Origin of the sequence: Kushneria aurantia DSM 21353 (assembly GCF_000382245.1) — a bacterium.
GTDB classification, from domain to species: domain Bacteria; phylum Pseudomonadota; class Gammaproteobacteria; order Pseudomonadales; family Halomonadaceae; genus Kushneria; species Kushneria aurantia.
Genome location: NZ_KB907875.1, coordinates 23,261 through 37,788, shown reverse-complemented (window position 1 = coordinate 37,788; position 14,528 = coordinate 23,261). Strand labels below are relative to the sequence as shown.

The window sequence follows — 14,528 nt, the reverse complement described above, 5'->3', positions numbered from 1 at the left end:
GTGGCGTTGGGCACCTGGGGCCGGGTCTATCTCACGCCGAATGCGGACACGCTCAAGTTTGCCGCTCGCGGCGTGGTGGCCATGGCACTGGCACTCTTTCTGGCCATGCAGATGCAGCTCGATCGTCCCTACTGGGCGCTGATCTCGGCGGTTTTTCTACAGATCAGGCCGCAGAGCGGGCTGGTGATCGAGAAGGGTGTGTGTCAGATCGGCGGCACGCTGATCGGTGGCCTGGTAGGCATTACGGTCATGGCGCTGGCCATGCAGATGCCGGCGATAGCGCTGATGTTGTTGATGGTATGGGTCATGCTGTGTGCCACCGCCTCGGCGCTGACGCGTAACTTCAATTTGACCTACGGCTTTGCGATCAGCGCGGCCACCGCCATTCTGGTAGTGGTGCTGACCGTTGTCGGCAGCAACTCCAGCAGCGGCGTTTTCGATATCGCGGTGGCGCGCGTCAGCGAGATCGTATTGGGTGCCAGTTGTGCCACTCTGGTCAGCATGCTGCTGTGGCCGGCGCGTGTTCGCAACGTGATCGACGGCCATGCCGGGCGCGTAATCGACCAGACCTTCGAAGCGCTGATCATGAACCTGGATCGCGACGTGCCGATGCGCGAGGCACGCGAAAAAATCGTCTCCGCGCTGGGGGCGGCGCTGACGCTCAACAACGACAGTAGCGCGGTGATTTATGAAGGCCCTCACGGGCCCGGCAGGGCCAGAGCCGCCTGGCTGCTGACTCAGCGGGCGCTGTCGATGATGGCTGAAATGCAGACCTATGGGCGGCTGGTGCGCGAGCAATCATCGCTGGTCAATGACCGCTTTGATGCCGCTCTGGACGATATCCGTAACACCATGGAGCGTGTGCGCTGGCGGGAGACATGGAGCGAGCGGCGCCGAGAAATTCAGGGACTGCGTCAACGCCTTCAGCAGTCATCGCTGCATCACGAAGGATCGCCGCTGGAGCGGCGGCTGGCGCAGGGCCTGCTGGTGCTGCTCAACTACGCCTACGTGATGATCGAGGCGCATCATGCCATCCGCAACGTCGACAATACGCGCCTGCGCGCTACTCGCCTGGCGCGCCACCGCGATTACATGCCGGCACTTGTGGTGGGCATGCGCGCCGGTCTGCTGTTTGCCGTCGGTGCGGTGATCTATGTGGCGACCCAGTGGAGTTCCGGTGTGCTGATGATGGTGCTGCCGGTCATCTTCGGTGTCATGTTTGCCTCCTTTCCATCCCCTACCGCGATGCTCAAAAACGTTATCAAGGGCGCCACGGTTGGCATGGCGGTGTCGCTGGTGTTCGGCAATATACTGCTGGCGCAGGCGCCTCGCGACTTCGAAATGCTGATGCTGGTGTTCGGTCCGCCGTTTTTTCTGGGCCTGATGGCGATGGCCAACCCGCCGATACTGGCGCAGGGTCTTGGCTTCTGCATCGTTTACACCATCCTGACCATGCCCAGCAACAATATGAGCTTCGATATTGCCGGTTTTGCCAATCGTGCACTGGCGATCGGGCTGGGTCTGCTGGTGCTCTACACGGTGTTTCGGATCGTACCCTCGGCCAATAGCCTGGTCATGCGCCGCCGAGTGATTCGTGCCACCACCGAGGATCTCTGCGCGCTGTGGCAGCGCACGCGGCGCCACTCTCGAGAAGAGGCCGGCAACTGGTTCAACGGCCGCATGATCGAGCGCGTCCAGCGCCTTGCCAACATCGACAGCCAGCTCCCGGAAAATAGCCGTTTTCTGCTCGATCTGGGCATGACCGGGCTTAACCTGGGTCATGTAATATTGGCCAGCTACCGTCGTATTACGAGCTTCGACAAGAGTGACGAAACGCTCGGATTGCTGCGGCAGTGGCAGCGAGCGCTGGCTCTGGCATACCAGGCCTGCGCCTGGGGAGATTTCGATGAGCGCTTCAGCCATGCCAGCCGGACGCTGATGGAGCGACTGCGCCATCACGGCGAGATGCCGGATGAGCAGATCGATCTGATCGAGGGTATGATCAACCGATTGGACATTACCCTGCACCGCTTCGCGCGGGTCAGCAGCGGTCAGGATGATCGCGGCAGTCGCAGCGGGCCAGCGGAGAGCGCTGACGCTCGCAGTGGCTGAGCCGTCAGGGCTTGAAGGCCGGCCGGATGGGGCCGGCAGGATGCCGGCTGCGTTAAAACATGTCAGCGATCGTCGTCCCGCTCTCTTCCCGTCCGTGCTTTTCTCTTCATGCAGGCGGTTGTCAGCCGCCGGCTTTTGCGCGAGCCTTGCCGACCAATGTAACCCTCCTGGAGTGCGTATCATCAATGTCTCACCATTCCCGGGACGCCACTGGACAAGGGGCGCCGCTGGCCGAGCGCTCATCGCTCTGGCTGTTTGGCTACGGCTCACTGATCTACAAGGCCGGTTTTGATTTTCAACAGCGCCGCCCGGCCCACATTCGCGGCTGGCGGCGGCGCTTCTGGCAGGGCTCTCACGACCACCGCGGCACCCTGTCAAATCCCGGCAGGGTGGCCACCCTTGTAGCCGAGGAGGGCGCAGTGTGTCACGGCATGGCGTATCGTATCGGCCCGGAGGTGCTGGCCGGGCTCGATATCCGCGAAAAAAACGGTTATCGGCGCTTCATGACGCCGCTGTGGTTTGACGACGGCGACAGCCGGGGGACTACTTCAAAAGATGAGGGTGACGACGAGGCGCTGGTCTATATCGCCACCGAAGGCAACGAGGCGTGGCTGGGAGAGGCCAGTGCACCGGAGATCGCCGCGCATATCTCCGCTGCGGTGGGACCCAGCGGTCCCAATCGCGACTATCTGCTGTTGCTGGCACAATCGCTGCGGGAAATGGGCCACAACGACGCTCACGTTTTTGCTGTCGAGGAGGCATTGCTGGCGCTCGAGGGCCGTCGTCATACCACGGGCTGACCGAGCGTCAGAAGACGAAGCCCGACAGGCTGCTAGAAGGTCTCCCACTCATCGTCCTGCTGCGTTGATCGGCTCTGCGGTTTTGGCTGATGCCCGGAGGCGGTGCTGCGGTTCTCGCTGCTGTGCTGGCGGCTGCTTTGCGTGGCATACGTGCGTTCATCGCCGCTGCTCTGCTGCTGGCCGGTGCGCTGCGCAGCGGGGAGGGCGGCGCTTGCGGCGTCGTGCTGGTCGGTGGTGCCATGGGTAACCGATTGTCGAGGGGCACCGCTTTGCTGCTCGCTGCCCGGCGGCAGGCTGAAGGTCACCACGGCGTTACGCAGATTGGCGGCCTGGCGCTCCAGCTCGCCGGCGGCTCGAGCCGCACTTTGCACCAGCTCCCCGTTTTGCTGGGTGACCTTGTCGATCTGCGACACCGCCTGGTTGACCTGGCTGATACCGCTGCTCTGTTCCTGAGAGGCCGAGGCGATCTCGCTGATCAGTTCGCTGACACGCTCAATCGATTCGACCACGTTTTTCATAGTGTCACTGGCCTGCTCGACACGGGTCGAGCCGGTGTCGACACGCTGTATCGAGGTGTCGATCAGCTCGCGAATATCGGCCGCGGCGCTGGCCGAGCGTCCGGCCAGCGCACGTACCTCGCTGGCGACCACGGCGAAGCCCTTGCCCTGCTCGCCGGCGCGGGCCGCCTCCACCGAGGCGTTGAGCGCGAGGATATTGGTCTGAAAGGCGATGGAGTCGATCAGGCCGACGATCTCGCCCATCTGCCGGGCGCTGTCGTTGATTCCTGCCATGGTCTGGCGTACCTCACCGATCGACTCATCGCCGCGGCGCGCCGTTTCGGTGGCCTCTCGCGCCAGGCTGCTGGCCTGGCGGGAGTTGTCGGCGTTCTGGGTGACGGTGGAGGTGAGCTGCTCCATGCTGGCGGCGGTCTGCTCCAGCGAGGCCGCCTGCTGCTCGGTTCGCGATGACAGGTCGGTGTTGTCACTGGCGATGCCGTGGGCATCCTTCTCGATATGAGCGCTACTGGTGCGCACCGTGCTGACGGTTGCCACCAGACTCTGCTGCATGGCGCCCAGGGCTTCGAAAAGGCGGCCGATGTCGTTATCGGCACCGTGCGGTGGGATAGTGGAAAGATCGCCGCCTGTCATGCGCTCAAAACAGCTTACCAGACGTTCCAGCGGGCGGATCACGTTGACCGTTACACCTCGCATCACCACAGCCGACATCAGCAGGGTGGCGACGATAGCGGCGATCATCAGGCTGCGCAGCAGGGCGGCCGTCGCCGCAAAGCTGGCCGGCGCTTCGCTTTCTGCCGCAGCCAATAGCTGAATATGCTGCTGGGCAGCGCTCAGGCTGTAGAGACCGAGACCCCCAACGCCGATGACCACGGCGACAAAGAAGGCGATTACCAGCATCCAGCTGCTGCGCACGGTCAGGTTATTAATGAACTTCATCGATAGCCCACTCTCTCTGGTTGCCACGGTCGAGGTTACAAACCGCGATGGCTCAGGGTCTTTACAGTTCGTAGTAGGGCTATCGGCGACATTGTCGAAATCTTTATGAGTTCGGACTACGCTGCTTTGTTCGTCAGGCGCCTGCACAGGCCTTGCAACAGAGAAATCAAGGTGTCGAAATTAAAGCCACGATTCATTTGGCCGCTAGTATCGTGGGCACTAATTATCAGCATGGTGGTTGTCCATGACACTTTTTCGCCACGACCCTGCCAGTCGACCGTCACTTGATCAGCTATTGCGCGGCGTAGCGCATGCGACGGGTTGCCGGCGCAGCGTTTTCTATCGCCTTGACGGTCAGGTGGTGTGTCACTTCGGCAGGTCGGCGCCCGAAGATCTCCGCGCCTGCGTCTGCTTGAGTCGGTAATGGTCAACGCCAACGACGCCATCGTGATCACCGAGGCCGAGCCCATCGATGCCCCCGGCCCGCGGGTGGTCTACTGCAATGCCGCCTTTACCCATACCACCGGCTTTCAGCCCGAGGAGATCATCGGACGGACGCCGCGCATATTGCAAAACGCCAACACCTGCCGTGAAACTCTGGACCGGATTCGTCAATCGCTGTCGGTGTGGCAGCCGGTCGAGGCCGAGCTGCTCAATCAGCGTCGCGACGGCAGCGAGTTCTGGGTCGAGGTGAGTATCGTGCCGGTGGCCAATGACAGCGGCTTTTTTACTCACTGGGTCGCAGTGCAGCGCGATATTACCGACCGCCGTCGCGCCGAGGAGATCGAGCGTCTGCTGCGCGATGGCAGTCACCGCTGAGTGTGCCTGCAGCGTTTTTTATCCCGGTATGGCGGTTATCAGAGTCACGATCAGCATCAACGACAGCGCCGCCAACAGCGTCTGCAGCGTGATCACACCCGCCATCAGCTGACTGTCGCCGCCCAGCTGGCGGGTCAGCACATAAGCTGCCGGTGCCGTGGGCAGCGAAAAGAACAGCACGACGAGCGTACGCTCCATCGACGGCAGCTGGAGCAGCATCGCCACCGCCGCTGCCAGACAGGGAATCAGCAGCAGTCGGATCGTGCTGGTAATGGCCAAAGTGGCGATTTCGCCGCCGAGCTGTTGGGGCCGCAGTGCCGCCCCCACGCACAAAAGCCCCAGCGGCAGGCTGGCCGCGGCGGTCAGCGACAGCAACCTGTCGACGCCGCCTCCCAGCTCACCGCCTGCCAGATTGAACAGCGCGCCGGCCGCGCAGGCGAGAATCAGTGGGTTTTTGACGATCGGTCGCAGCAAACGCTTCGCCGAGGTTGTCTCGTCGCCGGTCAGTGCCACCACCGACAGTACATTGACCATCGGTACCAGCAGCGCCAGTACCACCGCCGCCAGCTTGAGCCCCTCGCCACCGAACAGGCTGGTCACTACCGCCAGACCCAGATAGGTATTGAAACGCAACGTCCCCTGAACCATGACACCAAAGCGTGCCGCAGGCCAGCGCCAGTGACGGCGCAGGCTCCAGAGCGTCAGTGAACACAGTGCCAGTATCAACCCTATGGCCGTCAGTAAACGGGGTAGGGCGGAGTCGTCGAAAGGGGCGTCGGCGAGGCTTGAAAAGAGCAGCGCAGGAAACAGCACGAAATAGTTGAGTCGCTCGGCACCCGGCCAGAAGTGTGGGTCGGGCAGGCCGCGTCTCATCAAACCGTAGCCGGCGACGATCAGGGCGAAAATGGGCCACAGCGCGGTAAGCAGTTCCTGCATGACGAGAGGGAGTCGAGTTGAAGTGAAGCGTTATTGTAGGCGACAGGCGTTTTCGCCGTCATGCCATCTTCGCCTGATCGAAAAGTTCGACCGCGCCCCTGAAGGCGCGGTCGATGGGTTTTCCGAGGCCGGGTTTCCGAGCTCAGAAGGTCGCCCACTCATCGTCGTTGTGCTTTGCCGAGTCGCTCTGTTTTGTCGAGCGGCTCCGGTAGCTCTCCGACTGATGGGTCTGGGCACTGCGCTGGCTCTGGTGCTGTGAAGCGTGTTCGCCGTGATGATCGGACTGGCGACCGCTCTTGTGCTCCGCCTGGTAGCTGCCGCGGTGCGAAGATTGGTTGCCGTGATTCCCGGATGAACGACCGCTGCCGGACGGGCGCTGGTCGCTGACAGCATGACGCGGCGTCGTGGCACTACCACCATGAGCGATAGCGGGGGTGTACTGTGACTGTCCGCCGTTTTCAATGTTGAAAAAGAGCATCAGCTGTTTGAGCGTTTCGGCCTGCTGCTGCAGAGAGTGGCTGGCGGCGGCGGCTTCCTCGACCATGGCAGCGTTCTGCTGGGTGGTGTTGTCCATCTGAGCGATGGCGACATTGGCCTGCTCGATACCGGAGGACTGCTCCTTGCTGGCCGCGGCGATCTCGGAGACGATGCCGCTGACGCGTTTGACGCTCTCGACGATCTCCTTGAGCGTATCACCCGACTGATGGACCAGTTTGGAGCCACCTTCTACCCGTACCACACTCTCCTCAACCAGCTGCTTGATATCGCGTGCGGCGGTCGAGCTGCGCGAGGCGAGGTTGCGCACTTCGCCGGCCACCACGGCGAATCCGCGCCCCTGCTCGCCGGCGCGTGCCGCTTCCACCGAGGCGTTGAGCGCCAGCAGATTGGTCTGGAAGGCGATATCGTCGATCAGCCCGACGATATCGGCGATACGCCGGCTGGAAGCGTTGATCTCCTCCATGGCGGCCATCGCCCGGTCGGCTACTTCACCACCGCTGGTCGCCTGGTCGCTCACTTCGTTGGCCAGTTGGCTGGCGTGACCGGCATTGTCGGCGTTCTGGCGCACCGTGGAGTTCATCTCCTCCATCGAAGCGGCAGTCTCCTCGAGACTGGCGGCCTGATCCTGGCTGCGTCGCGACAGATCGTTGTTGCCCGAAGCGATCTGGCCGGCGGCGACGCTGACTGAATCGGCGCCCTGGCGCACCTCGGTGACGATACCGGTGAGACGCTCATCCATACGCCGGAAGGCGGTCAACAGACGACCGATCTCGTCGCCTCGACGGGTTTCCGGTACCACGCTGAGGCGCCCCTCTGCCATGGCATTGGCGGCTTCCTCGACGCTGCGCAGCGGGTTGACGATGCTGCGAGACAGCAGATAGCCCAGCAGCGCTGCCAGCAGCACGGCAATGGCGCCACCGCCAATGCTGACCCACAGCAGCATCTGGCGTCTGCCGCTGGCGGCCTGAACACGCTGGTCGCTGAGGGCATCTTCTGCGCTGATCATCTCGTCAAGCACGGCGCGCATGCCGTCCATCATCTCCTTGCCCACTTCACGCTGCTGGAAGTTGACGACGTCGTTCATGCTGGTAGTGCCATTTACCACCTGTCGGCGGGCTTCAAGCGCCGGCGTCACTTCGACCTGCTGCCACTGCTGCTCGAGTTCGCCGAGGCGTGCCAGGCGCTGCTGCTGAGCCGGATTGTCGCTGGTCATGTCGACCAGTTGCGTATGACTGCTTTCAAAATCCTTTTGCCCCTGGTTATAGGGTTCCAGCGAGGCGTCGCGACCGGTCAGCAGAAAGCCGCGCTCACCGGTCTCCATATTGATCAGTGACGTGGTGAGTACCTGCATCTTTTGGAGTACATCGTTACTGTGGCTCACCCAATCGGAAGCGCGCTGCAGCGCCTGGATGTTGATCATGATGGTGGCCACCAGGGCGATCATGATGGCGACGATGGCGCCGAAGCCCAGATAGAGTTTTTTGCTGATATTGATATTTTTCATGGCCGATGCTGTGTCCCCTGACAGGTTATATTCTGGCTGTAACGAATGCGCTGCAAATCTCCCTGATTCCGGGCCGCGCCGCGTACTGGCCTTCGAAAACCAGGGGGCGTGCCGGAGAGCAGGTCTTTTATCGGCTGTGTGTCAGACAATCTTGAGACGCGGGGATCCAACCCGGGGTGCTTTTCCGCCTCGGCAGGGCAGAACATCCCGGAAGTTTGTGCGCGCAAAACCGTTGCACCCCCGACGCGGCGCGGCCATCATTGACAGCCTTGCCGCAGCGCCGCGAGGCGGGCGGCACAATGACCGGAGTGACTATGGTTTGCAGGCGTTATCATGGCCTGCTGCCGAGCCTGCGAATTAAATTCATGACCGATCCGGAACATCTGACCCATGAGCAAAGTTCTGATTATCGGCGCCGGTGGCGTCGGCGGCGTGGTAACCCACAAGTGCGCCCAGCATCCCGATATCTTCAGCAACATCTGCCTGGCCAGCCGTAACGAGGCAAAGTGCCGGGCGATCGCCGATCAGCTGCCGCGCGCCATCGAAACGGCGCAGGTGGACGCCGACGACGTCGAGGCGCTGGTAGCGCTGATCGAGAGCTTCAGGCCGGACATACTGATTCACGTGGCACTGCCGTATCAGGACCTGACCATCATGGCGGCCTGCCTGCGCACCGGGGTGCCCTATCTGGACACCGCCAACTACGAGCACCCCGACGAGGCGAAGTTCGAGTACAAGGAGCAGTGGGCCTTTCAGGAGCGCTACCGCAAGGCCGGCAACATGGCCACCCTGGGCTGCGGCTTCGACCCCGGCATGACCAACATCTACTGCGCTTACGCGCAGAAGAATCTCTTCGACGAGATTCATACCATCGATATTCTCGATGCCAATGGCGGCGACCACGGCTATCCGTTCGCGACCAACTTCAATCCCGAGATCAACATCCGCGAGATTACCGCCAACGGGCGCTACTGGGAGCGCGGTGAGTGGAAGGAGACGGCGCCACTGGCCGAGAAGCGCACCTTCGATTTCGACGGCATCGGTAAGAAAGATCTTTATCTGCTTTATCACGAGGAGCTGGAATCGCTGTCGCAGAACATCAAGGGACTGCAGCGTATCCGCTTCTGGATGACCTTCTCGGAGAAATATCTGACTCATCTGCGGGTGCTGGAAAACGTCGGCATGACCTCCATCGAGCCGATCAGCGTCAACGGCTGCGAAGTATCACCGCTGCAGTTTCTGAAATCGGTGCTGCCCGATCCCGGCTCGCTGGGGCCGCGCACTCATGGCAAAACCAACATCGGTGTGATCGTCGACGGCGTGAAGGATGGCAAGCGGCGCAAGGTGCATATCTATAACATCTGCGATCACCAGGCCTGCTACCGCGAGGTGCAGTCGCAGGCGATCTCCTATACCACCGGGGTGCCGGCGGTAACCGGCGCAATGCTGATGCTGGAAGGCCTGTGGCGGGGCGAGGGCGTCTTTAATGTCGAGCAGCTCGACCCCGACCCCTTCATGGCGCGCATCGGCGAGATGGGGCTGCCCTGGCAGGTGGTCGAACTCGACCCCGAGCAGGATCCGCTGGCGTGACAGTAAGCACTTACGAGGTTACCGGCTTCGATATCCACGCCTGCCCGTCACCCGCCTGGGTGGTGGATGATGCCCTGCTCAGGCGCAATCTTGAGCTGTTGGCCCGGGTGCAGCGCGACAGCGGGGCGAAGATTCTGCTGGCGCTGAAAGGGTTCGCCCTGTGGGACTGCTTTCCATTGATCAGCCGCTACCTGGTGGGCACCACCGCCAGCGGCCAGGACGAGGCGCGCCTCGGTGCCGAGACCTTCGGCGGCGAGGTGCACGTCTACTCGCCGGCCTTCACCGAGACGGAGATGGCGGTGGTGCTGCGCTACGCCGATCATCTGAGCTTCAACTCGCCCGGTCAGTGGCGGCGCTTTCGCGACACCGTCGCCGCGGCGCCGCGGCGTGTCTCCTGTGGCCTGCGGGTCAATCCCGAGCACTCCACCGGCGCGGTGCCACTCTACGATCCCTGCGCGCCGGGCTCGCGGCTTGGTACCCGGGCGGCGAACCTTGAGCCCGGGGGTCTCGACGGCCTCGAGGGGCTACATTTTCACACCCTCTGCGAGCAGAACAGCGACGCTCTGGAGGCGACGCTTGCAGCCTTCGAGGCGAAATTCGGCGAGCATCTCGGCGCCATGCGCTGGGTCAATTTTGGCGGCGGTCACCACATTACCCGCGATGACTACGATATCGCGCGACTGCTGCGAGTGATCGGCGATTTTCGCGCGCGCTATCCACATCTCGAGGTCTATCTGGAGCCCGGTGAGGCGATCGCGCTCAATACCGGTTATCTGGTCGCCAGCGTACTGGATATCGTCGCTACCGACGTGCCGACCGCCATTCTGGATACATCGGCCACTGCGCACATGCCGGACGTGCTGGAAATGCCCTATCGTCCGGAGATCATCGGCGGCGCCATGCCCGGTGAAAAAGCGCACACCTACCGATTGGGCGGTACGACCTGCCTGGCGGGGGATGTGATCGGGGACTGGTCATTTGACGCGCCGCTGGCGATCGGTGATCGGCTGGTGTTTACCGACATGGCGCACTACACCATGGTCAAGACCACCACCTTCAACGGCATTCGCCTGCCCGCCATCTGCCGGGTCAGCGAGCAGAGCCGAGAAGTGCGTACGATCAGAACCTTTGGCTATGTGGATTATATGCAGCGATTAAGCTGACGGGATGATGGCATATCCGGCAGGAGCCCGGGCATGTTCCCGGGCCGATGTTGACGGCCCTGCCAAAAATACATCGCCCCACTCATTTGAGCGGGGCGATGTGTTTAACAGACGCTGGCTTCAGTCTACCGGCCGGCTGCTCTCCTTTGCCTCTCCCATCCGTCGACGCAGTATTGGGCCGACGATGTAGGGCAGTATCAGGCCGATGATCGCCACGATCCACAGACCGATCGACAGGCCGCTGCTCCACAGCGCCGTCCAGTCGCCGTCGGAGATATCCAGGGTATGGCGCAGGTTGCTCTCCATCTCCGGCCCCAGCAGCAGGCCGAGAATGATCGGCACCATGGGAATCTCCAGCTTGCGCAGGAAGTAGCCGAACACCCCGAAGGCGACCATGAAGTAGAGATCGAACGCCGAGTTGCTGATCGAGTAGATGCCCACGAAGGCCACCATGGTGACGATCGGCAGCAGATACATCGGCGGTACCGACAGCAGCTTGACGAAGATACCCACCAGCGGAATGTTGAGCACCAGCAGCAGGAAGTTACCGACCAGGAGCGCCGCGATGACGCCCCACACGATATCGGCGTGCTGAGTGAACATCAGCGGCCCGGGCGTGATGTTCATCGAGATCAGCAGCGCCAGCAGTACCGCAGTGGTGCCGCTACCCGGTACGCCCAGGGTCAGCATCGGTACCAGCGCACCCGAGGAGGCGCCGTTGTTGCCCGCCTCCGGGCCGGCCACGCCGCGCGGGTCGCCCTTGCCGAAGTAGCCCCTGCTACCGACGATCTTCTTCTCGATGGTGTAGCCGACAAAGCTGCCCAGCGAGGCGCCGGCGCCCGGCAGCACGCCGGAGATAAAACCGAGAATACCGCCGCGAATGCTGGACGGCAGGATCATGCGAATGTCCTTCCACGACATCTTCAGCCGGTTGACCGCCATCTGCGCCTTGCCGCCGCCGGCATGCTCCTCGATGAAGAACAGCAGCTCCGAGATGGCGAACAGACCGACAATGGCGATGATGAAGTCGACCCCTTCATAGAGCTCCAGTATGCCGAAGGTGTAGCGCTGGGTGCCGGTGGAGTCGATTCCCACGGTGGCGATTGCCAGCCCGATGGCGGCAGCCAGTATCGTCTTGACCGGATTCTTGCCGGTAATCCCGCCCAGGGTGGCAAAGGCCAGCACGAACAGCGCGAAATACTCTGCCGGGCCGAAGGTCAGTGCAAAGCGCGCCAGAATCGGTGCCAGGATGATCAGGCCAATGGTGGCGATCAGACTGCCGATAAAGGAAGCGATCGCCGAAATGGCCAGCGCTTCCGAGGCCTTGCCCTGCTGTGCCATCGGGTAGCCGTCGAGACAGGTCATCATCGCCGGCTCGTCGCCGGGAATATTGAGCAGAATCGACGAGATACGCCCGCCGTACATCGCCCCGGCATAGACCGAGGTGAGCATGATCAGTGCGGTTTCCGGTGGCAGACCGAGGGTAAAGGCGAGCGGGATCAGGATGGCGACCCCGTTGGCTGGCCCCAGCCCCGGCAGTGCACCGATCAGGGTACCCAGGAAGGCACCGATCAGGGCGAACAGCAGGTTCTGCGGCGCCAGCGCGACGGCGAAGCCGTCCATCAAAAAACCGAGCGTCTCCATCAGAGCCCCTCCAGCACATCAAGCACGCCGGTCGGCAGCGCCAGACCGAGTGCAAGGGTAAACAGCAGATAGACCACGACACCGGATACCGCGCCAACGATATAGGCGCGCAGCGGCGGCGCGCCCATACGCCAGCACAACGTGCCGATCGCCAGCAGGGTGGCGAGAATGAACCCCAGCGGTTGCAGCAGCAGGGTGTAGGCGATCAGTACCACTACCGCCAGCAACAGCTCCAGTGCGGTGCGCGTGGCCGGCCAGTGGTTGTCCGGGTCCGGTCGCACGATCAGGTAGAGACTGGAGAGCGCCATGACCACCGCGATCACGATCGGAAAGGTACCCGAGTCCACTGCCTCCGAGCCGCCGAAGGGCTCGGGAAACTGGGTGGCCGTCCACCCGTAGGCGACGGCCACGACCAGAATCAGAATGCCAAAGATGCGATCATTGATGGTCATTACTGAATCAGCCCGATTTCCTGCGACAGGGAGCGAATATCTTCGATCTGGTCATGAACGAAGGTTTCGAACTCCGCGCCGGTAGCGTGGAAGGGCATCAGGCCGTTGTTCTGCATGACCTGCTTCCATTCATCGCTTTCATAGACGGTATCCATGGCGTTGATCCAGTACTGCTTCGCCTCTTCGGAGATATCCGCCGGCATGTAGAAGCCGCGCCAGTTGGGGCCAACGGCATCAATACCCTGCTCACGAGCGGTGGGGATATCGCTGAATTCACCGGGCAGGCGTTCTTCGGAGAGCACGGCCAGCACACGCAGGTCTCCGGACTCCATGAAGCCCTGGGCTTCGGTGATATCGCCGCTGAAGGCATCCACATGGCCGCCGACGACCTGCGTCAGCGCCTCGCCGCCGTTGTTGTAATAGAGATAGGGGATGCGAGGTAGATTATCGACGCCGGCCGCCTTGGCCGCGATCAGCACCTTGAGATGATCCCAGCCGCCCTTGGCGCTGCCGCCGGCAAACTTGACGCTGCGCGGGTTCTCCTTGAGCGCATTCATCAACTCGTTGAGGTTCTGGTACTCGGAGTCATCGGCGACTGCGATTACGCCGTAGTCGGCACCCAGCGCACCGATCCAGTTGACCATGTCGGCGTCCATGCCCTGAAACTGGCCCTGCGCGAGTCGTGTGGTGGTGGCGGTCGAAGCGGCGACAATCAGATGGTCGTCACCGGCGCGTTTGCTGACCGTGTGAGCGAAGGCGACGCCGCCGCCGGCGCCCGCCATGTTGATGGTCTGCACGTTACCCGGCACCAGGTCGAGCTCTTCCAGCACGTTGCCGACGCTGCGGCAGGTGAAATCCCAGCCGCCGCCCGGGTCGGACGGGGCGATACACTCCACCTTGCCGGAGGGCTGATAGCCATCGGACGCCTGGGCGCCGAGCGGCAGTGCCGCGACGCCGGCCATGACAACAAGCAGAGACAGTGTCTTTTTCATTTTGAACTCCCCATTAGTTTTGTAACCAAACGGTTTTTTTCATTCGTGAGTGAAGCTATAGAGCCGGCATGGCGGGCGTCAACGGCCAAAGAAGAATGCGCGACCAAAGTTGTGTGGGCTATCGCAGCGAAGCTTGCAGAAGTGAAAGGTTGGGATTTTCTGAAGGGTGTGACGTCGGGTGCATGGGGTTTCAGCGGCCGCTGAAAAGTACTTTGATCAATGTCCGGGCTGGCCCTGTCAAGATGACACATTCGTGTTATTTGTGTCAGCCAGCGAAGCACTACCATATACAGATGTGACGATATGGTCCGCGATTCAATAATGACCTTAACCATTCCTTTATGCTTTGCGAGAAATGATTCCTCGACCAAAGCACAATATCGACCAAGGTATAAATCCAGATCTTGCTAAACATATTGACAGCCGTTTTTTGTTACTGATGCGTTTTATGAAGAAAACAGGTCATCGCTGAGTCAAACCGTTATTTTTACATGTTGTTGATTTTTAAGGATGTGGAGTAATTCATTGATCACTTTCAGTCAATCTCGGATATACGACCTTGGT

The 14,528-nt window shown here is 61.7% G+C and carries 11 protein-coding genes; 5 read left to right on the top strand and 6 right to left on the bottom strand.

Going from position 1 to position 14,528, the window contains the following annotated elements; translation table 11 throughout:
* Both H146_RS0110985 and H146_RS0110980 read left to right on the top strand, forming a co-directional pair.
* Positions 1-2,112, top strand: a complete 2,112-nt coding sequence (locus H146_RS0110985; protein WP_026351920.1) for an FUSC family protein — start codon at positions 1-3, stop codon at positions 2,110-2,112.
* A gap of 185 nt (positions 2,113-2,297) precedes the next feature.
* Entirely contained in the window at positions 2,298-2,912 is a 615-nt protein-coding gene (locus tag H146_RS0110980) for a gamma-glutamylcyclotransferase (RefSeq protein WP_019951921.1), read from the top strand.
* A gap of 32 nt (positions 2,913-2,944) precedes the next feature.
* On the opposite strand, the gene H146_RS19150 is transcribed toward H146_RS0110980, so the two are convergent.
* Positions 2,945-4,366: a methyl-accepting chemotaxis protein gene (locus H146_RS19150; protein WP_019951920.1), complete on the bottom strand. Its 1,422-nt coding sequence runs from the start codon at positions 4,364-4,366 to the stop codon at positions 2,945-2,947.
* A 363-nt stretch (positions 4,367-4,729) separates the two neighbouring features.
* On the opposite strand from H146_RS19150, the gene H146_RS0110970 reads away from it, so the two are divergent.
* Positions 4,730-5,185: a PAS domain-containing protein gene (locus H146_RS0110970; protein ID WP_281169615.1), complete on the top strand. Its 456-nt coding sequence runs from the start codon at positions 4,730-4,732 to the stop codon at positions 5,183-5,185.
* Positions 5,186-5,203: 18 nt separating this feature from the next.
* Here the strand turns inward: H146_RS0110970 and H146_RS0110965 are convergent, their stop codons facing one another.
* Together H146_RS0110965 and H146_RS19145 are read right to left on the bottom strand one after the other, a co-directional pair.
* Complete coding sequence (locus H146_RS0110965; RefSeq protein ID WP_019951918.1) at positions 5,204-6,121, bottom strand: AEC family transporter; 918 nt, start codon at positions 6,119-6,121, stop codon at positions 5,204-5,206.
* 142 nt (positions 6,122-6,263) lie between these two features.
* On the bottom strand, positions 6,264-8,123 hold the full coding sequence (locus H146_RS19145; protein ID WP_051091005.1) for a methyl-accepting chemotaxis protein: 1,860 nt from the start codon (positions 8,121-8,123) through the stop codon (positions 6,264-6,266).
* Positions 8,124-8,513: 390 nt separating this feature from the next.
* Here H146_RS19145 and H146_RS0110955 point away from each other — a divergent pair, with 390 nt between their 5' ends.
* Together H146_RS0110955 and nspC are read left to right on the top strand one after the other, a co-directional pair.
* The gene (locus tag H146_RS0110955) at positions 8,514-9,713 is read left to right on the top strand and encodes a saccharopine dehydrogenase family protein (RefSeq protein ID WP_019951917.1); all 1,200 of its coding nucleotides are present in this window, start codon (positions 8,514-8,516) and stop codon (positions 9,711-9,713) included.
* The gene (gene nspC, locus H146_RS0110950; RefSeq protein ID WP_019951916.1) at positions 9,710-10,876 is read left to right on the top strand and encodes a carboxynorspermidine decarboxylase; all 1,167 of its coding nucleotides are present in this window, start codon (positions 9,710-9,712) and stop codon (positions 10,874-10,876) included. The genes H146_RS0110955 and nspC overlap by 4 nt, the downstream gene beginning before the upstream one ends.
* Before the next feature lie 120 nt (positions 10,877-10,996).
* Here the strand turns inward: nspC and H146_RS0110945 are convergent, their stop codons facing one another.
* The 3 genes from H146_RS0110945 to H146_RS0110935 are packed head-to-tail and all read right to left on the bottom strand — an operon-like array spanning position 10,997 to position 13,964.
* Entirely contained in the window at positions 10,997-12,520 is a 1,524-nt protein-coding gene (locus tag H146_RS0110945; RefSeq protein ID WP_019951915.1) for a tripartite tricarboxylate transporter permease, read from the bottom strand.
* A complete protein-coding gene (locus H146_RS0110940; protein ID WP_019951914.1) occupies positions 12,520-12,972 on the bottom strand; it encodes a tripartite tricarboxylate transporter TctB family protein in 453 nt (150 codons plus the stop codon). Before H146_RS0110940 ends, H146_RS0110945 begins: the two co-directional genes overlap by 1 nt.
* Complete coding sequence (locus H146_RS0110935; RefSeq protein ID WP_019951913.1) at positions 12,972-13,964, bottom strand: Bug family tripartite tricarboxylate transporter substrate binding protein; 993 nt, start codon at positions 13,962-13,964, stop codon at positions 12,972-12,974. The genes H146_RS0110940 and H146_RS0110935 overlap by 1 nt, the downstream gene beginning before the upstream one ends.
* Positions 13,965-14,528: the final 564 nt, after the last annotated feature.